The sequence below is a fragment of the Streptomyces sp. NPDC093252 genome, assembly GCF_040683675.1.
Classification (GTDB): Bacteria; Actinomycetota; Actinomycetes; order Streptomycetales; family Streptomycetaceae; genus Streptomyces.
Genome location: NZ_JBFBEM010000008.1, coordinates 202837 through 221420 on the forward strand (window position 1 = coordinate 202837; position 18584 = coordinate 221420).

General features: G+C 71.4%; 17 protein-coding genes and 1 pseudogene. 8 read left to right on the forward strand and 10 right to left on the reverse strand.

All coding sequences use genetic code 11. The annotated features are described in order from the left end of the window. The first annotated feature begins 50 nt into the window (after positions 1 to 50). Positions 51 to 1289 carry a family 10 glycosylhydrolase gene (locus AB0O01_RS18655; RefSeq protein WP_365314655.1) on the forward strand — a complete coding sequence of 413 codons (1239 nt, stop codon included), beginning with the start codon at positions 51 to 53 and terminating at the stop codon, positions 1287 to 1289. 365 nt (positions 1290 to 1654) lie between these two features. On the opposite strand, the gene AB0O01_RS18660 is transcribed toward AB0O01_RS18655, so the two are convergent. Both AB0O01_RS18660 and AB0O01_RS18665 read right to left on the reverse strand, forming a co-directional pair. Beyond that, positions 1655 to 1855, reverse strand: coding sequence for a DUF1918 domain-containing protein (locus AB0O01_RS18660; protein WP_365314657.1), 201 nt, complete (start codon positions 1853 to 1855; stop codon positions 1655 to 1657). 128 nt (positions 1856 to 1983) lie between these two features. After that, positions 1984 to 2898 (reverse strand): DMT family transporter, encoded by a 915-nt coding sequence (locus tag AB0O01_RS18665; protein ID WP_365314659.1) that lies wholly within the window; start codon positions 2896 to 2898, stop codon positions 1984 to 1986. Between AB0O01_RS18665 and AB0O01_RS18670 the strand changes: the two genes are divergently transcribed. The 3 genes from AB0O01_RS18670 (at position 2897) to AB0O01_RS18680 (ending at position 5650) form a co-directional block, all read left to right on the forward strand. Continuing rightward, complete coding sequence (locus tag AB0O01_RS18670) at positions 2897 to 4378, forward strand: PLP-dependent aminotransferase family protein (RefSeq protein WP_365314661.1); 1482 nt, start codon at positions 2897 to 2899, stop codon at positions 4376 to 4378. The two genes, AB0O01_RS18665 and AB0O01_RS18670, sit on opposite strands and share 2 nt — an antisense overlap. A gap of 11 nt (positions 4379 to 4389) precedes the next feature. Continuing rightward, positions 4390 to 4845: a GNAT family N-acetyltransferase gene (locus AB0O01_RS18675; RefSeq protein WP_365314662.1), complete on the forward strand. Its 456-nt coding sequence runs from the start codon at positions 4390 to 4392 to the stop codon at positions 4843 to 4845. Positions 4846 to 5074: 229 nt separating this feature from the next. After that, entirely contained in the window at positions 5075 to 5650 is a 576-nt protein-coding gene (locus AB0O01_RS18680) for a histidine phosphatase family protein (RefSeq protein ID WP_365314664.1), read from the forward strand. Here the strand turns inward: AB0O01_RS18680 and AB0O01_RS18685 are convergent. The 8 genes and pseudogenes from AB0O01_RS18685 to AB0O01_RS18720 form a co-directional block, all read right to left on the reverse strand. Then, positions 5601 to 6119 (reverse strand): DUF6314 family protein, encoded by a 519-nt coding sequence (locus tag AB0O01_RS18685; RefSeq protein WP_365314666.1) that lies wholly within the window; start codon positions 6117 to 6119, stop codon positions 5601 to 5603. The two genes, AB0O01_RS18680 and AB0O01_RS18685, sit on opposite strands and share 50 nt — an antisense overlap. An 8-nt stretch (positions 6120 to 6127) precedes the next feature. After that, on the reverse strand, positions 6128 to 6499 hold the full coding sequence (locus AB0O01_RS18690; RefSeq protein WP_365314668.1) for a DUF1801 domain-containing protein: 372 nt from the start codon (positions 6497 to 6499) through the stop codon (positions 6128 to 6130). A 97-nt stretch (positions 6500 to 6596) separates the two neighbouring features. Continuing rightward, positions 6597 to 7298: an SMI1/KNR4 family protein gene (locus tag AB0O01_RS18695; protein ID WP_365314669.1), complete on the reverse strand. Its 702-nt coding sequence runs from the start codon at positions 7296 to 7298 to the stop codon at positions 6597 to 6599. Positions 7299 to 7710: 412 nt separating this feature from the next. Next, the gene (locus AB0O01_RS18700) at positions 7711 to 8418 is read right to left on the reverse strand and encodes a hypothetical protein (RefSeq protein ID WP_365314961.1); all 708 of its coding nucleotides are present in this window, start codon (positions 8416 to 8418) and stop codon (positions 7711 to 7713) included. Positions 8419 to 9087: 669 nt separating this feature from the next. Then, positions 9088 to 9537 (reverse strand): annotated as a pseudogene (locus tag AB0O01_RS18705) (TniQ family protein); the annotation flags it as partial. Positions 9538 to 9545: 8 nt separating this feature from the next. Then, positions 9546 to 10829, reverse strand: a complete 1284-nt coding sequence (locus AB0O01_RS18710) for a TniB family NTP-binding protein (protein ID WP_365314671.1) — start codon at positions 10827 to 10829, stop codon at positions 9546 to 9548. After that, positions 10826 to 13096: a transposase gene (locus AB0O01_RS18715; protein ID WP_365314673.1), complete on the reverse strand. Its 2271-nt coding sequence runs from the start codon at positions 13094 to 13096 to the stop codon at positions 10826 to 10828. The genes AB0O01_RS18710 and AB0O01_RS18715 overlap by 4 nt, the downstream gene beginning before the upstream one ends. Positions 13097 to 13113: 17 nt before the next feature. Then, positions 13114 to 13875 (reverse strand): hypothetical protein, encoded by a 762-nt coding sequence (locus tag AB0O01_RS18720; protein ID WP_365314675.1) that lies wholly within the window; start codon positions 13873 to 13875, stop codon positions 13114 to 13116. 276 nt (positions 13876 to 14151) lie between these two features. On the opposite strand from AB0O01_RS18720, the gene argC reads away from it, so the two are divergent. From argC to AB0O01_RS18740, 4 genes are all read left to right on the forward strand, one after another. After that, positions 14152 to 15180, forward strand: coding sequence for an N-acetyl-gamma-glutamyl-phosphate reductase (gene argC, locus AB0O01_RS18725; RefSeq protein WP_365314677.1), 1029 nt, complete (start codon positions 14152 to 14154; stop codon positions 15178 to 15180). A gap of 88 nt (positions 15181 to 15268) precedes the next feature. Further along, positions 15269 to 16420 (forward strand): bifunctional glutamate N-acetyltransferase/amino-acid acetyltransferase ArgJ, encoded by a 1152-nt coding sequence (gene argJ, locus AB0O01_RS18730; protein ID WP_365314678.1) that lies wholly within the window; start codon positions 15269 to 15271, stop codon positions 16418 to 16420. Further along, the gene (argB, locus tag AB0O01_RS18735) at positions 16417 to 17325 is read left to right on the forward strand and encodes an acetylglutamate kinase (RefSeq protein WP_365314680.1); all 909 of its coding nucleotides are present in this window, start codon (positions 16417 to 16419) and stop codon (positions 17323 to 17325) included. Before argJ ends, argB begins: the two co-directional genes overlap by 4 nt. Next, positions 17322 to 18566: an acetylornithine transaminase gene (locus tag AB0O01_RS18740; RefSeq protein ID WP_365314681.1), complete on the forward strand. Its 1245-nt coding sequence runs from the start codon at positions 17322 to 17324 to the stop codon at positions 18564 to 18566. Before argB ends, AB0O01_RS18740 begins: the two co-directional genes overlap by 4 nt. Positions 18567 to 18584 lie beyond the last annotated feature (18 nt).

The following is an 18584-nucleotide window of genomic DNA, read 5'->3' on the forward strand; positions in this document are numbered from 1 at the left end:
GCGGTCCGTGATCACGCGGGTCCGCAGGGTGATGGAGAGGTGGGAGTTCCATGGGGCGGCTGTCCCGACGGACGTTCGCGCTGGCCGCGCTGTCGGCCCTGGTGACGGCGGGGGAGGCGCGGGCCGTGCCCGGCAGCCGCCCCCGGCGCACCGGCACCGGCGGGGTGGGGGAGATGCGGGGGGTCTGGCTGGCCACGGTCGTCAACCGCGACTGGCCCTCGCGCACCGGACTGACGGCCGCCCAGCAGCGCGCCGAACTCCTCACCCATCTGGACCGGGCGGTCGCGGCCGGGCTGAACACGGTGCTGTTCCAGGTCCGGCCGTGCGCCGACGCGCTGTGGCCGTCGCCGTACGAGCCGTGGTCGCAGTATCTGACCGGCACCCAGGGCAAGGACCCCGGCTGGGACCCGCTGGGCACGGCGGTGACCGAGGCGCACGCGCGCGGGCTGGAACTGCACGCCTGGTGCAACCCCCTGCGGGTGGCCACGCACACCGACCTCACCAAGCTCACCGCCGCGCACCCGGCCCGCCGCAACCCCCACTGGACGGTCCCCTACGGCGGCAAGCTGTACTACAACCCGGGGCTGCCGGAGGTCCGCGCCTTCGTGCAGGAGGCGATGCTCGACGCGGTCACCCGCTACCCGGTGGACGCCCTGCACTGGGACGACTACTTCTACCCCTACCCGGTGGCCGGCCAGGTCTTCGACGACGACGCCGCCTACGACGCCCACGGCGGCTCCTTCGCCACCCGGGCCGACTGGCGCCGGGACAACATCAACCGGCTGGTGCGGGACATGGGCGCCGCCGTCCGGCGCACCCGGCCGGGCACCGAGTTCGGCATCAGCCCGTTCGGCGTCTGGCGCAACGCGGCCACCGACCCCCTGGGCTCGGACACCCGCGCCATGCAGTCCTACGACGACATCTACGCCGACACCCGGCGCTGGGTGCGGGAGAACTGGGTCGACTACCTGTGCCCCCAGCTCTACTGGCACATCGGCAACTCCGCAGCGGACTACGCCAAGCTGGTGCCCTGGTGGGCGCAGGTCGCCCAGGGCACCGGCACCAAGCTGTACATCGGGGAGGCGCTGTACCGGGCGGGCGACCCGGCCCAGGCGGCGGCCTGGCAGGACCCCGCCGAGCTGTCCCGCCATCTGACCCTCGCCGCGCGCCACCCCGAGGTGCGGGGGCATGTGTTCTTCGCGGCGAAGGAGGTGGGGTCGGACCCGGTGGGCGCGATGCGGCGGGTCACCGCCGACCACTACGGGGTGGCGGCGGTGCCGCCTCGGTGAGGGGGGTGGGGTGTGGGGGGTTCTTTGGCGGGGGTGGTGGCGGGACGCGGGTGGTCCTGTGGTGCGGGTGGTGGCGTGGCGGGATGCCGGGGGTCTTGTGGCGCGGCCGGTTCCGTGGCGCGGGCGGTGATGTGACGGGACCTCGGCGGTCCTGTGGCGCGGGCGGTTCCGTGGCGTGGGCGGTGACGGAGCACGGGCGGTTCCGTGGCGCGGGCGTTGGCGTGGCGGGACCTCGGCGGTCCTGTGGCGCGGGCGGTTCCGTGACGTCGCCGAGGGCGGGACACGGCCGGGGGCGGGACGCAGGCGGTCCCGTGACGCTGCCGTTGGCGTGATGCGGCCGGGGGCGGCGCCCGGGGCGGGGCGGATCAGCGGCCCGGGGTCATCTCCCGGTGCCGGATCTCGGTGTCGGGGCCCGGGGAGCAGACGCCCTCGTGGCCGTCCTGGAAGCGGACGCGGTAAGGGGGTTCACCGGCCCGGCCCAGTACCTCGACGATCTCGCCGACCTTGTCGATCTGGCCGACCACCCTGCCGTGCTGGACAAGCTGGTCACCGACGGTTGCACGCATCTGCGGGCCTCCTCACGCCGTACGGGAGCGGAGCGGCGGTCCGTGCCGTCGACCCACGGCGGGGGTTTCCGGGCCCTCGGGGGCCGGACCGCCCGCCGCCGGTTCCCCCGCCCGGCGGTCGGGGCCGTTCAGGCTCGGGCCCGTTGGGTGACCGCGATGCAGATCAGCACCGCCGCGGCCGTCAGCGGGGCCGCCGGGGTGAGGTGCTCGCCGAGCAGCAGGACCGACCACACCAGTGTGAGCAGCGGCTGCGCGAGCTGCAACTGGCTGGCCCTGGGGATGCCGATGGCCGCCATGCCCCGGTACCAGATCAGCAGGCCCAGGAACTGCGACCCCACCGCCACCCACACCAGCCCCGTCACACTGTGCGCGGTGAGCTGCACGGGCTCCCGGGCCAGCGCGATCAGCGCCGCCGGTATCCCCACCGGCAGGCACAGCACCAGCGCCCACCCGATCACCTGCCACCCCGGCATCACCCCGGCCAGCCTGCCCCCCTCGGTGTACCCGGCCGCGCACACCAGCAGCGCCCCGAAGAGATACAGATCGGCGCCGCTCAGCGCCCCGCCGCTCTGCTGCACGGTGAAGGCCAGCACCGCGCCCGCGCCCGCCAGGGCCGCCGCCCAGAAGGTGCGCGAGGGACGGTGGCCCATCCGCACCGCGGACAGCGCCGCCGTGGTCAGCGGCAGCAGCCCCACCACCACGGCGGCGTGCGCGGTGGTGGAGGTCTCCAGGGCGAGGGTGGTCAGCAGCGGGAAGCCGACCACCACCCCGCCCGCCACCACCAGCAGCCCCGGCCAGTGCGCCCGGTCGGGGAAGGGCACCCGCAGGGCCAGCAGACAGCCGCCCGCGACGACCGCCGCGAGCACACTGCGCACCGCCACCAGCGACCAGGGCCCGAACCCCTCCAGGCCCCAGGCGGTGGCGGGGAAGGTCAGGGAGAAGGCGGTGACCCCGAGGGCCGCCTGAAGGGTGCCGAGACCGGCCCGGTCGGGACCGCTCACCGCTACCGGCTTCGAGGCGATAGCGCTATCCTGTACTGTCATGCACCAGAGTAGCAGTGTGGATGAGCTGGCGAACCGGCTGCGCGAGGAGCTGGACCGCTACTCACCCGGTGGAAAGCTGCCGTCGAGCCGGGCGCTCGTCGAGCGGTTCCGGGTGAGCCCGGTGACCGTCTCCCGCGCCCTCGCCCAGCTCACCGCCGAGGGCCTGGTGGTGACCCGGCCCGGCGCCGGGGCCTTCCGCGCCCGGCCGCGCGCCCCGCTCCCCCGGACCGGCGACACCTCCTGGCAGGAGGTCGCGCTCAGCGCCGACGGCGCCGCCGACCTCGTCCCGCGCACGGTCGACGCGTCCGGGGTCACCGTCTGCCTCGCCGCGCCGCCGCCCGGGGTGATCGAGTTCAACGGCGGCTATCCGCACCCCTCGCTCCAGCCCGAGCGGGCCATGGCCGCCGCGCTCTCCCGGGCGGGCCGCCGCCCCGGCGCCTGGGGCCGCCCCCCGCTGGACGGACTGCCCGAACTGCGCGAGTGGTTCGCGCGGGGCATCGGCGACACCGTCACCGCCGCCGACGTCCTGATCTCCGCAGGCGGCCAGTCCGCGCTGACCACCGCCCTGCGGGCGCTCGCCCCGCCCGGCGCCCCGGTCCTCGTGGAGTCGCCCACCTACCCCGGCATGCTGGCCATCGCCCGCGCCGCCGGACTGCGCCCGGTCCCGGTGCCGGTCGACGCCGACGGCGTCCGCCCCGCACTGCTCTCCGACGCCTTCCGCGCCACCGGCGCCCGGGTCTTCGTCTGCCAGCCGCTGTTCCAGAACCCCACCGGCTCGGTCCTCGCCGCCGACCGCCGCCCCGAGGTGCTGCGCATCGCCCGCGAGGCCGGTGCCTTCGTCGTGGAGGACGACTTCGTGCGCCGCCTGGTGCACGAGGACGCGGGGCCGCTGCCGCGACCGCTGGCCGCCGACGACGCCGACGGGGTCGTGGTCCATGTCTCCTCGCTCACCAAGGCGACCTCGCCCAGTCTGCGGGTCGGTGCCCTCGCCGCGCGCGGTCCGGTGCTGGAGCGGCTGCGGGCCATCCAGGTCGTCGACACCTTCTTCGTCCCCCGCCCCCTCCAGGAGGCCGCGCTGGAACTCGTCGGCTCGCCCGCCTGGCCCCGCCATCTGCGGCGCCTCTCCGCCGAACTGCGGGCCCGCCGCGACGCCATGACCGCCGGACTGCGTCTGCGGCTGCCCGGACTGGCCCTCCCGCACATCCCCTCCGGCGGCTACCACCTCTGGCTGCGGCTGCCCGACGGCACCGACGAGGCCCGGCTGCACGCCGCCGCCCTGCGCGCGGGCGTCGCCTTCACCCCCGGCCGCCCCTACTTCAGCGCCGAGCCGCCCGCCGTCCACATCCGGCTGAGCTTCGCCGCGGTCGCCTCCACCGACGAGATCGCCGAGGGGCTGCGGCGGCTGCGCACCGCCTGCGACGAGGCGCTCGGCGGATCCGGGGCCGCCGAAACCGTTCGACAGACCCCGGCCGGACTGTGAGGATCCCCGCCATGACCGACCCCATCCCCACCCTCTCCCTCGAACTCGCCCCCGGCTACGAGTTCTCCGCCGACCCCGGCCGGATCGACGCCGCCCGGGTGCACCACTGGCTCTCCACCGACGCCTACTGGGCCCTCGGCCGCCCCCGCGACACCCAGGACCGCGCCCTCGCCGGATCCCTCAACTACGGGGTCTACGACCGCGCCCGCGGCGATCAGGTGGCCTATGCCCGGGTCGTCACCGACCGGGCCACCTTCGCCTGGCTGTGCGATGTGTACGTGCACCCCTCGGTGCGCGGCAGGGGCATCGGCACGGCCTTCGTCGCCGCCGTCCGCGACACCCTCCTGCCGTACGGGCTGCGCCGGGTCATGCTCGCCACGCAGGATGCCCACGGGGTCTACGAGAAGCTGGGGTTCCGGGGCCTGGAGCAGCCGGAGCGGTGGATGGCGCTGATACCGGGGGAGTAGGCAGCCGGGCCGGAACCCGCGGAGTCCCGCAGGCGGACCCCCGGAGTCCGCGTCCACGGACCCCCGTTGAGTCCCCGTCCGCGGACCCGCGGAGTGCCCGTGGGCGCGTCCGGCGTTTCACGGCATATGCCCGGCTGATTCTTACCTTCCGGTAAACCCTTGCGCACCGACGGTAGCCCCTCGGATGTCCCCCCTTGACCTGGGCACACTCCGGGCACACCATCCCCGCATGGCCATTCGGGTCACCTTCGTCGCCGCCGCCCGCAGCTCCCCGTTGCTCGCCGAGACCTTCGAGGACGACCGGCCGCTGGACGGGGCCGGCTGGGCCGCGGTGCAGCGCCTCGCCCCTGAACTGGTGCCGCTCGCCGCCGCCGAGCTGCGCTACTGCTCACCGACCCCGCGCAGCCGGGCCACCGGCGACGCCCTCGGCTACGCCCCGCTCGTCCAGCCCGCCCTGCGCGACTGCGACATGGGCCGCTGGCGCGGACTGACCCTGGGCGAGGCCATGGCCCGCGAGCCGCGGGCGGTCGACGCCTGGCTGTCCGACCCGCGCGGCACCCCGCACGGCGGCGAGTCCATGATCTCCTTCATCACCCGGGTCGGCGGCTGGCTGGAGACCCGGCCGGTCGAGGACGGCGTCCGCATCGTCGCCGTCGCCGAGCCCTCGGTGATCCGCGCGGCCCTGGTCTACACCCTCAAGGCCCCGCCGGCGACCTACTGGAACCTCGACGTACGGCCCCTGTCGACCACCACGGTCACCGGCCACCGGGGCCACTGGAACCTCCGCTTCGACGGCGCCGCCTGACCCCGGGCCCGCCCTCCCGGGTGTACTCCGTGACCAGCAGCAGATCCTTCGCCGGGCCGCCGACCCGCCACACCGTGCGCCAGTGGTCGGCGTCGGTGACGGTGAACTCGCCGCGGTACAGGTCGGTCGCGCAGGGATGCTCGACGACATACCGGCCGGAGGTCAGATCGAGGTCGTGGAAGGGGCGGCCGTCCGCGAACCGCACATCGGCCGTGCCCGGCGCGGCCCCCGGCCGGAACCGCAGGGTCCGCTCCGCCGGGCGGGCCACCCCCTGCCACACGAACGTCCCCGCCTCCCGGTGCAGCAGCCCCTCGCCGCCCCCGGCCGCCTCGAACATCGTCGACCCGGTGAACCGGCCCTCGTCCCCGCCGCCCAGATCGCGCACGGTCCGCTCGACCCGCCAGCGCCCGGCGAGATGGGCCAGCACGTCCGGCACCGCCCAGAACCCGTCGCCGCCCACGGTCGTCACCGGCCCGGTCAGCAGACGGGCCCCGGCGCCGCCGCCGTGGCCCGCAGCAGATCCCGCACCAGGTCGTGGTCGATCAGCTCGGGCCTGCGGAACCGCAGACAGCCCTTGCCCATGTCCTGCCCGGCGAGCCGCTCCGCGAAGGCGTCCCGCACATCGGGCCGCATCAGATAGAGGGAGAGGTACTGCCGCTGCGCCGCGAACGCGATCTCGGCGACACCGCCGCGCTCATAGGCGGGCATGCCGTACGCCATCACCTCACGGAACCCGGCCCCGGTCAGCTCGGCACGGCACAGCGCCCGCAACTCGGCGAGCGCCGGACGCCGGCTCTCCTGAGCCTCGTCCAGATAGGCGTCCACCGTCCGCGCCGTGCTTCGCACCATGCGGCGAGAGTACTGCGGGAGGGGCCGGGCGCGGGCTCACCCCCTGGGGGCGGGGCCCCGGGCCCGCTGATCCGGGCCGGAGCGCCGCCCGCGACCGTCAGCCCACCGGGGCGGCGGCGACCTCCCGCTCGGCCTCCTCCAGCCAGCCCAGGTACCAGCGGGCGAAGGTCAGCGGGGCGCCGCCCGGGTCGAGGAGGGGCTCCAGATCGGACTCGTCCGCCCGGTCGTCGGCCCACATCGTGCCCCGGTGCGGGCCGGACACCACCAGCCACTGCCGCAGCGCGCAGCCGCGATGGCACAGCACCACCGCGCCGACCGTGCGCTCCGCGGCGAACATCACCTCGCCCCAGCGCTCCTCCCAGGTCTCCATGGCGTCGTCGAAGGCGTCCTCGGCGAACGCGCCGTCGACCGTGAAGTCCTCCTCCTCGGGGCGGGAGGCGGCGAGTCGCTCCAGCACCTCCGGGGGGTGCAGCCGCTCCGGGAAGGGCTCACCGAGCCGGGCGGTGTCGGTGAGATCGCCCCCGTCCCCGTCCCAGGCCCACCGCCCCTCGTCCCGGCGCACCGGGAACACCCCGTACGAGGGCCCGGCCCCGCCCGCGCCGACCGCCAGCAGGAAACCCCGGTACTCCTCCGGCAGCCGCACCCCGAGCGAGGACTCCAGCTCCGCCAGCTCGGCCCCGCTCAGCGTCGCGTCCAGTTCCCATCCGTGCCCCGACGCCCCGAACACCCGCTCGCTTCCGGGCCGGTCCCGCAGCGCCTCGACCCGGTCCCGGATCCCCACCCACAGTTGATCGCTCATGGGAGGGAAGGTAGCGGTCGGCACTGACAGCGGGGGTCGCGTCCGCCGCCCGCGCGGAGTGACGCAGGTCGCGGAGTGGCGGGGCTTCACGGTGGATAGTAATCCCGGGGATTCCGGGGATTCCGGGGATTCCGGGGATTCCGGGGATTCCGGGGGATCCGGGGGATCCGGGGGATCCGGGGGATCCGGGGGAGCCCGGGGCCGGGGTTCCATGGGCCGGAGGGGCCGGAGGCGGGCTGTGACCGAGATTCTTAGTTGACACATCTCTGTCTGAGCCGTGCAGGTCAGGCCAGCTTGGAGAATTCTTGTTGGCACATCTTGAGCGGGATAGTTGGCACCTCAAGGGCACGGATGTTCACTGTGTGTGAGGGTGGCGGCCCCGAAACTCCGATGGGCGTCGAACGTGGCCTGTTCACTGGTGCGTGAGCGATTCCCCGTCATCAATGCTCCGAGCCAGTCGGCTGGCGTACTTGGTGAGGACCTTGCGCAGGTCGGCGTAATGTGGGGCGGCGTCGGGGCGGGTCAGATGGCACCACGTTGTGTTGCGAGTGAGCCCCCACCTGCGCTGGACCTCCGGTGCCTGAGCGGCTTCAATCGGCCTCGGGGCGAAGACGTGCTCGCCTTGGGTCACTTGAACCCAGACGAACACGGAGGCTACTTGCCGCTTGCGATCGTCGAACGCTGGCGGATGCCAGCTGGCCGGGGTCGGCGTCAGCTGCTTGATGATGTCCTCCCAGGCAACCTGGTCAAGTGCCCAGCCCCGCAGGGCTTCTCGACGCCGGCGGTAGTCGACTGGACGCGACGCCGAGCAGATCTCACCGGCGATGCCTTCAAGTCCCTGGTGGAACTCAAAAGGGTCGACCCGGCTGACGGCTACTCCTGTATGGAATTTTGCTCCACGGCTGGGAATTCCCAGATATGCTGCAGAATCTCCCATGGAACCGCCGAGCACCCACTGCACCAGACGAACCGCAGCTGTCCTGCGTAAGAGCTTGGGTGATGTCTCGGGAACATGGGGAAGATAGTGTGTGAACCAGTCTTTCTCCAAGAATGCAGGGATCTGCTCAGGGCGATAGTCATTGCGTGTTGCCGAGCGGATGTTGGCGGTTCCTCTGGTCATTCGGAATGATCGTGTCAGTGGTTCAATGGTGGTTCGGAATTCAGGGGAGGAAGCTTCTTCGTGTCTCGTTACGAGTCCGTTCCAAGATGCCCGTCCGGCCTTGTCCCTGAACCCCTCGCGAATGAGGGGCGCAAGGCTTTCGCGGAGATCTTCGACGCCAAGGAGTGAACGCGCCGCTGACAAGAGTGCCGCGCTTGTGGCAGCGTCTCGGGGGAGCGCATCGATAACCTGATATCTGCGGGTCCCGCCTCCGCTTGTTCGCCGGTAGTCAATCTGGCCTGAAACGTAGAGATCAACGCGATCTCTGTATTGAGGATCAATGAGATCACTGCTTCCCGGCCATGACGCACTGAGGGCAGCGACGACGAGCCGTAGGTGAGTGAAGAAGGATGCGGCGTCGTCATGCGAGGTGGCGGGGGTGAGAGTCTCGATGATCTCCTGTTGCAGGGCGAGCAGAGGATCCGCAGGATCCAGCTGGTGCCCCGCAGCGGCGAGTTCGTCGAGTGAGCAGCCGCATGCCCTGCTCATTCGCTTCCGGACCCCGGGAGTCTCAACGGTCCATCGGCACTGCGAGGGACTCAGAGTATGGTCGTTCGACCGCGGCATCAGTGTGGCGATGTCTTGTGCTGGCTGGTTGCAACGAGGGCACTTGTCACGCAGGAATGTGCCATGTTCCGTGCAGGCGAATACAACGGGGAGATGCCACTCCTTTTTCCATGACCCTCCGAAGAGGATACGATCTTTTCCGGTGCCACCAGCGAGGCATTGCGGACAGAAGCGTGGAGTAATGAGGAGCCAACTGTCCGGCCGGAGAGGCTGTTTAGGCCCAGGAAGGGAGCGAAGGATTGGAGGATAGTGATACTTCCAGGCGGACAAGGTGAGTGAAGCGACCTCTTCTCGGGTAAGTCGTGTCGCCTGCCCGAAGACCGTGGTGGTGTCACTGTCAAGCTCCATCAACGCATGGCGTCCCATGCGATTGCGTTGACGGTCAGTGCTGTGCAGGCCCGTGAGGCTTGCCAGATGCACTGGAGAGATCCCAAGACGATATGAGAGCCTCCGCAGGTAACTCCCCATTGATTCATCTTGGGCCGGGTTCAAGCTTCGGGGCAACGGGTGCATAGCTTGTTTCAACTCCCCGTTGCGCCAGCAGGGCCGTGGTCGTCGAAAACGGTGTTCCGGGGTCGTTTCGCCTTGGTGGCCTTCTTGCGGGCGGTCTGCGGGCCGGCAAGGAGGACGGGCTCGTCCGGCGCCTGTTCGGGTCCTTCTCGCCGGAGCACGATCTCGTCCAGCAGGCTCTCGTCGATCAGTTCCTTCCCGGACTCCATGGCCTCCTGGGCGCCGTCTTCGAGCAGGCGTCCCAGCAGGCCGATGACACCGCTGGTGCGACGCATCAAGTACTCCGGCATGGTGCCGCCGGTGAGCATGCCCGGCTTCGCGTTCAGCAGCCGCAGGTGCTGCTCGATCCCCCTCAGGTGATCGACGAAGGCCTGGATCTGCTTCGGGGTGACGTAGCGGAAACGGTCGAGCTCGATGAGTTCGAAGCGGTGCTCGGTCTGGGTGACCTCCAGGCCGTGGATGCGGGTCGACTCCAGCGGTGGCATCTCCCACTGCCGGGTCTTCTTGTTCCACTTGGCCTCGCGCAGCAGCCCGATGCCGGAGATGTTGACGCCGGTCAGGATCAGGGTGACGTCCAGGCTCATCAAGGCCCGCATCAGGTCGAGGACGTCCTGGTCGTCGGCTCTGTGCATCCGCAGCCGGCTGATGTCGTCCAGAATCAGCGCCTTGACGCCATGATCGTGAAGGGAGTCGGCGACCTGTCGTACCAATTCCGGCAGGGTGGCCGACTTGCGGATCGGGGCCCGGAAGAAGCCCAGGATCGATGCGCAAAGGCTCTTCGGGGTCGCCGTCACCGGGGTGGAGACATAGACAACCGGCGCATGGAAGTCCCGAGTGCCCGGCAGAGCGCCCGGGTTGAGGTAGCTGTGCAGTTCCAACCACTGGTCTTCGAAGGCGGCCCCGGCCGAGCAGACCGACGCGGTCTTCCCGTAGTTGCCCCAGCCGCTGACCATGACGCCGGCGCGGGTCGGATCGTCCTGCTTCATCGTGTTGCCGCGCAACCGGCGCCGGATCAGCCTGCCGACCTGGTCGTGCATGGGGGTGTCCTGCAGCGGGAGGTTCGCGTTGGTCAACTGCCGGTAGAGGCCGTAGTCGGCCTGGCGGCTCTCGGGAATCATCGGCCACTGCCGGGGCGAGATCACCGGGGCGGGGACGAGCAGGCCGCAGTGGGTGCGGTAGTGCTGCCAGCCGGCATAGGTGTCACGGGGCGGGCGGCCTCCCAGAATCAACTCGGCGATCTTGGCCCGCGAAGGCAGTCCCTCCAGCGGATCGTCGTGCGAGAGGGCTTGGCTCACGTGTCGTCCTCCCGGGCAGCCGTGTCGGCATCTGAAGACTCACGATGCGGAAGGAGGAACATGGGCTGCCGTCTCAGGGCCTCGTGCAGAGTCGGCGGGGCAACAGGCATGGTTCCGGCGAGTGCCTCTTCGCGCCGCCGCCGCCGGTCGGCGTCGACCGCATGGTCGATCGTGCGAGCGTGCTCGGCCCAGGCCCTGGGCATCTCGGCCGGAACCTGCTCGTCGTCGGCGGCCGGTGCGGCGGGCCGGTCGGCCGCGGCGGCCTGTGCCCGGGTGATCTCGCGGGCCCGGGCGACGCGCTCCTTCTTCCCGGCCTTCTTCTTGGCCTGGCTGGGCCACTGGTCAACCGGGGTGACCGAGCCGAGAATGCCCAGCAGATGTTCCAGGAGCTCGCTCTCGGAGTGGATCCTGATGTTGTTCGCCCTCACGCGTGTCAGAAGGGCGTCGGCGGTCTTGTCCGAGAAAGCGGGAATCTCACCTTCGGGCGGCAGCCCCCGCCAGCGCAGGATGTACCAGTTCTCGTGGTCGGCAGGGTCCTGGAAGAACACCTGCCGACGGTCCCTTCGGTCACTGCGGACCACCCACCGGCCCGCGTGCTTGCCGCCCCGGGCGGAGGGCTGGAGGAAGCGCGGCTCCTCAAGTACCGGGTGGTGATACCAGAGTCCGAGGATCTTCACCCCGCGTCGAGGATGGATCTTCACGTGGTGCTTGCGCAGCACCTTGTAGTAGAAGCTCGGTTCGGGGAAGTCCAGGTCGAAGCCGCCCTGTTCCATCGCGGCAGCGAACAGGGTGTTGGGGCTGTGGTCTTCACCTGGTCCCCAGCTCGGGGCGTATTCGCCCAATTTGCGGTTCTGCCAGATCTGGACGATCCAGGTCGCGATGATGTGCTCGGCCTGTGCGAGCGTGAGGCTCGCATCGCGTTCCGGGTCGGCCCCGCGGTCCGCGACGTCGCCGCCGGTGAAGCCCAGCAGGTGCTCGAAGAGCATCGTCTGGACGGTGAGGAACTGGCGCTCGACCGCGTACTTGTCGGTCTGGCGCAGGACCCGGGCGGGCAGGATCCGGCAGCCGATCTCCCTTTCGGCCTCCACAAGGTCGTGGTTCTTGTAGGGGCCGCCGTGGTCGGTGGTGACCGTCTCCGGGGCGAAGAACGGCAGAGCGGCGACCCGGTGCCCGCTGAACTCGGCGATCACCTCTGCCGGGACCCCGGCGTAGGGCCATTCCATGTCCTCGCCCCAGCCCTCCCGCATCGGAAGCGGCAGCATCACGTCCCGCAGCAGCATCGCGATGTCGACCGAGGTGTCGGACTGCAGCGTGAGCCGGAAGGCCGGCAGTCCGTGCGTGTAGAGATCCAGCGCGAGGGTCAGCGTCGCGGTGACCGCCTCGCCGAACACGGTCTCGCGCAGCTTCACCGGCATCGGGGTGGAGTCCAGCACCACAACCTGGCCCGGCCGGTGGATGACCGTCCGGCCGGAGACTCCGGCCTCTGCGGCGGCCTCGGCCGTGCGCCCGTAACGCGGCCGGGCTCCGCCGGGCCCGAACCACTCCTCCCAGACGGCCGCGAACGTCCAGCGGGAAGGGATCTTCTCGGTGGGAAACGTCGGGAACCGCTCACGCATGTACTGGTGCATCAACCGGTGCCTGGCGGCCAGGCTCAGGCGGGCGCGTTCGCGGCACTCGGTCTTGACGGCGAAGATTGCCTCACGGACCTCCTCGGTGACGCTGTGGTGCCCGCTGCGTCGCCGCGTCCAGCGCCCGTCAGCGCAGGCCAGCAGGAGACTGTCGCCAGCCAGTCCCGACAAGCGCATCAGCGTCCGGTAGCTGAGGTGCTGCAGACCGCACCGGGCCGCCTCCGGACGGGGCATCGCCTCCACTTCCGCAGCCTTCGCGCGCCGACGCTGGGTCAGCGTCGTGCGATCCGGGTCGTAGGCCGGCCGGGGCTCACCCGGCAGGGCCCGAGCCGGGTGGCCCTCCCGGAACCCCGTCTCGGCCTCCAGGACGTGCGCCGCCCGCAGCCGGGCCCGCTCCAGCTGATCCTTGGCCAGGTCGGCCACTGTCCTCGGCTGCCGGGCGACCGGAGACCGGCGCCCCGACGCTTCGACCCTCGGGAGGAGCCGCAGGTCGGCGTGATTGATGAGCCAGCGGAACGAGCGGGTCTCCGTGCGGCCCTCGTCATCTGCGAGAACGAGACGGCCGAACTGACCGTGGACCTCGTCGATCCTCCACTCGACGCCGTTGAGCGCGACTTGCCTGCCCGGCGCGATCTGCAAGAACCCCCTCGCGGCCATCACGCCGCCCAGATCAGCGAGCTGTCACGCAAGGGGCTGCCCAGGTCAACGCCAAGCTCACGGTGCCAGAGCAGCCGGACGATGTTTGCCCGGCCAACCGAAGGCACGCTGGTCGCGCCCGCGAGTTCCGAGAACGTCATCACCCGCCCGCCCTGGCCGCCGATGGCGCTGAGCAACTGATCCCGCATGCCCAGCAAATCCCTCGCAGGCCGACGGCGCGAGGACAGGTCATCAAGGACACTCCAGACATGCGGACGCCAGCCCGCGACCACCGAGTACCGCCACCCGCAGGCCGCCGCCACCTCCCTGGACGCCGCGAACTTCAGCGCGTCGGCATCCTCGATCAGCTCCATCGGGCGGACGTCCAGCAACCACATCCCGCCACCGACCACGGCCAGGAAGTCCGGGATGTGCCAGGACCGCCCGCCCACATGCTCGAAGTCCAGGCGGAACGGCTGCGACAGCACCTCCGATGCCCCCAGGAAGTCCAGCGCGACCAGCAGCCGTACTTCCTTCAGCGACTCGAAGCCATGCTTCCAGCGGGTTGACGCCATCATCTCAAGCCCGGGGCGATGCCCCTGTCCCGCCTGCCACGTGAACCCCCGCATCGGCCGGGACGTCATCATCGGCACGTGGGCCATATCCCGGACCGGCCAGCAGACCTCGTCGGCACCCACCCGCCACGTCGAGCTCCACCGACGCGACCAGCTCTCCCCGAGCCGCAGTCGATCCCGCAGCCCTGCATCCCCGTCGTACGCCATGACAAGCTGGTCTAGATGACTTGAATCCGAAGGGATCTTCGCGTTCGCCGCCTCGCCCATGTACCCAGAGCAGCACCGCTCGACCAGCAGCAGGGGCACTTCTTCGGTACTGACCGCAACACAGCGTTACAGGACCAAGATGTGCCAACTAGCACGCTCCATGTGCCAACTAAAAATCTCGGTCACACGGGCCGCGGGGAGGCTTGATCGGATCGATTGCATAAACGTGCAGACCTGCGTATAGTCATGCCATCCAGAAGGAGGGTGGAGGGTTCCATGACGGTACGTGCGGCGGTGGCCGGGGCGAGCGGGTACGCGGGCGGGGAACTGCTGCGGCTGCTCCTGACCCACCCCGGGGTCGAGACGGGCGCGCTGACCGCCCACTCCAACGCCGGTCAGCGGCTCGGCGCGGTGCAGCCGCATCTGGCGCCGCTGGCCGACCGGGTGCTGGTGGAGACCTCGCCGGAGGCGCTCGCCGGGCACGACGTGGTCTTCCTCGCACTGCCGCACGGTCAGTCCGCCGCCGTCGCCGAGCGGCTCGGCCCCGATGTGCTGGTGATCGACATGGGCGCCGACTTCCGGCTGAGGGACGCCGCCGACTGGGAGACCTTCTACGGTTCCGCGCACGCCGGGACCTGGCCCTACGGGCTTCCCGAACTGCCGGGCGCCCGCGCCGCGCTGGAGGGGTCCAAGCGCATCGCGGTGCCCGGTTGCTACCCCACGGCCGTCTCGCTCGCCCTCTTCCCGGCCTACGCCGCCGGGCTGGCGGAGCCCGAGGCCGTGATCGTCGCCGCCTCCGGCACCTCCGGGGCGGGCAAGGCGCCCAAGCCGCATCTGCTCGGCTCCGAGGTGATGGGCTCCATGACGCCGTACGGCGTCGGCGGCGGGCACCGGCACACCCCCGAGATGATCCAGAACCTCAGCGCGGTCGCCGGGGAGCGGGTCGCCGTCTCCTTCACGCCCACGCTCGCGCCGATGCCCCGGGGCATCCTCGCCACCTGCAATGTGAAGGCGCGGGAGGGGGTCACCGGGGAGAGCGTGCGGGCCGCCTACGAGAAGGCGTTCGCCGACGAGCCGTTCGTCCGGCTGCTGCCCGAGGGGCAGTGGCCCGCCACCGCGTCCGTGCAGGGTTCCAACGCCGTTCAGGTGCAGGTCGCGTATGACGCGGCCGTCGGGCGGATCATCGCCGTCAGCGCCATCGACAACCTGACCAAGGGCACCGCGGGCGGCGCCGTGCAGAGCATGAACCTCGCCCTCGGACTCGACGAGACCACGGGGCTGTCCACCATCGGGGTCGCTCCGTGAGGGACGCGCGGACGGCCATCGGTGAGCAGACCATGACGAAAGCCGCACCCCGGCCCCGCACGGCCGGAGCGGCGAACGAGGAGACGCAGTGAGTGTCACGGCAGCACAGGGATTCACGGCGGCGGGCATCGCCGCCGGGATCAAGGAGAGCGGCAACCCGGACCTGGCCCTCGTGGTCAACACCGGCCCCCGCCGCTACGCCGCGGGCGTCTTCACCTCCAACCGGGTGAAGGCGGCGCCGGTCCTCTGGTCGGAGCAGGTGCTCAAGGGCGGCCGGGTGAGTGCCGTGGTCCTCAACTCCGGCGGCGCCAACGCCTGCACCGGCCCGAAGGGCTTCCAGGACACCCACGCCACCGCCGAGAAGGCCGCCGAGGTCCTCGGGCTGAGCGCGGCCGAGATCGCCGTCTGCTCCACCGGACTGATCGGCGTGCTGCTGCCCATGGACAAGCTGCTGACCGGGGTCGGGACCGCCGCCGGGGAGCTGTCCGCGCACGGCGGGGAGAAGGCCGCCATCGCCATCAAGACCACCGACACCGTCCACAAGACCTCCGTGGTCACCCGGGACGGCTGGACCGTCGGCGGGATGGCCAAGGGCGCCGGGATGCTCGCGCCCGGCCTCGCCACCATGCTGGTCGTCCTCACCACCGACGCCGACCTCGACAGCCCCGTCCTGGACGAGGCGCTGCGCGCGGCCACCCGGACCACCTTCGACCGGGTCGACTCCGACGGCTGCATGTCCACCAACGACACCGTGCTGCTGCTCGCCTCCGGCGCCTCCGGGACCGTCCCGGACCACGCCGAGTTCGCCGAGGCCGTCCGTACCGTCTGCGACGACCTCGGGCAGCAGCTCATCCGGGACGCCGAGGGCGCCAGCAAGGACATCAGGATCGAGGTCGTGAACGCGGCCAGCGAGGACGACGCGGTCGAGGTGGGCCGCTCCATCGCCCGCAACAACCTCCTCAAGTGCGCGATCCACGGCGAGGACCCCAACTGGGGCCGGGTCCTCTCCGCCATCGGCACCACCTCCGCCGCCTTCGAGCCCGACCGGCTCGGCGTCGCCATCAACGGCGTCTGGGTGTGCAAGGACGGCGGGGTGGGCGAGGACCGCGACCGGGTCGACATGCGCTTCCGCGAGGTGCACATCGTCGCCGACCTGGCCGCCGGCACCGACACCGCCACCATCTGGACCAACGACCTCACCGCCGACTACGTCCACGAGAACAGCGCGTACTCGTCATGACCGCCACCCGCAAGCACACCGCGCTGCCCAAGGCGCAGATCCTCGTCGAGGCCCTGCCCTGGCTCACCCGGCACCACGGGAAGACCGTCGTCATCAAGTTCGGCGGCAACGCCATGGTGAACGAGGAGCTGAAGGCCGCCTTCGCCCAGGACGTCGTCTTCCTGCGGCACGCCGGGCTCAGGCCGGTCGTCGTGCACGGCGGCGGCCCGCAGATCAGCGCCGCCCTCGACCGGCACGGCATCGTCAGCGAGTTCAGGGCCGGGCTCCGGGTCACCACCGAGGAGGCCATGGACGTCGTCCGGATGGTGCTCGCCGGGCAGGTGCAGCGGGAGCTGGTCGGGCTGCTCAACCAGCACGGACCGCTGGCCGTCGGGATCACCGGCGAGGACGCCCGCACCATGACCGCCACCCGCCACCGGCCCCTGGTCGACGGCGAACCCGTCGACATCGGACGGGTCGGCGAGATCACCGAGATCGACACCGGCGCGATCGAGGCCCTCCTCGCCGACGGCCGGATCCCGGTGGTCTCCTCCATCGCCCGCAGCCAGGACGACGGCCATGTCTACAACGTCAACGCCGACACGGCGGCTGCGGCGCTCGCCGCCGCGCTGGGCGCCGAGACCCTGATGGTCCTCACCGATGTCGAGGGCCTCTACGAGGACTGGCCGCGCAGCGACGAGGTGATCAGCCGGCTCACCGCGAGCCAACTGGAGAAACTGCTGCCGGAGCTGTCCGCCGGGATGGTGCCCAAGATGGAGGGCTGTCTGCACGCCGTCCGGGGCGGCGTCACCACCGCCCGGGTCATCGACGGCCGGGTCCAGCACTCGATCCTGCTGGAGATCTTCACCGACGAGGGCATCGGCACGATGGTCGTGCCCGACGAGCCGCAGGGGGGCACGGTATGACCACCGACACGGGCAGCACCGCCGGGAGCACCGGCACCGCCGGCAGTGCCAACAACGAGCTGACCCAGCGCTGGCAGGGCTCGCTCATGAACAACTACGGCACCCCCAGGCTGCCCCTGGTGCGCGGCGCGGGCGCCCGGCTCTGGGACGCCGACGGCACCGAGTACCTCGACTTCGTCGGCGGTATCGCGGTCAACGCGCTCGGCCACGCCCACCCGGCCGTGGTGGAGGCGGTGAGCCGGCAGATCGCGTCCCTCGGGCATGTCTCCAACCTGTTCGTCGCCGAACCGCCCGTCGCGCTCGCCGAACGGCTGCTCCAGCTCTTCGGCCGCGACGGCAAGGTCTACTTCTGCAACTCCGGCGCCGAGGCCAACGAGGGCGCCTTCAAGATCGGGCGGCTCACCGGGCGCGGCCACATGGTCGCCACCGAAGGCGGCTTCCACGGCCGCACCATGGGCGCCCTCGCCCTCACCGGCCAGCCCGCCAAGCAGGCCCCCTTCCGCCCGCTGCCCGGCGAGGTCACCCACGTCCCCTTCGGCGACCCGCAGGCGCTGGCCGCCGCCGTCACCGAGGACACCGCCCTCGTCGTCATCGAGCCGGTCCAGGGCGAGAACGGGGTCGTCGTCCCGCCGCCCGGCTATCTCAAGGCGGCCCGCGCGATCACCGCCGCGACCGGCAGCCTGCTGGTGCTCGACGAGGTGCAGACCGGGATCGGCCGCACCGGGCACTGGTTCGAGTACCAGGCCCACGAGGGCGTGCTCCCCGATGTCGTCACTCTCGCCAAGGGGCTCGGCGGCGGGCTGCCGCTGGGCGCCACGGTCGCCTTCGGCCGCGCCGCCGACCTCCTTCAGCCGGGCCAGCACGGGACGACCTTCGGCGGCAACCCCGTCGCCTGCGCCGCCGGGCTCGCCGTCCTCGACACCATCGCGAACGACGGGCTGCTCGACAACGTCAAACGGCAGAGCGGAAGCCTGCGGGACGGGATCGAGGCGCTCGGACATCCGCTGGTCGCGCATGTCCGGGGCGCGGGGCTGCTGCTGGGTATCGTGCTCACGGAGCCGCTCGCGCCGCGCGTGCAGCAGGCGGCCCAGGACGCCGGCTTCCTGGTCAACGCGCCCGCCCCCGATGTCGTACGGCTGATGCCGCCGCTGAATCTCGGCGACGACGAGGTGGCGGCGCTGCTGCGGGCCCTGCCGGGTGTCCTCGACGCGGCGAGCGGGGACGGACGATCCGGCGAATGAACCGGCGAATGAACCGGG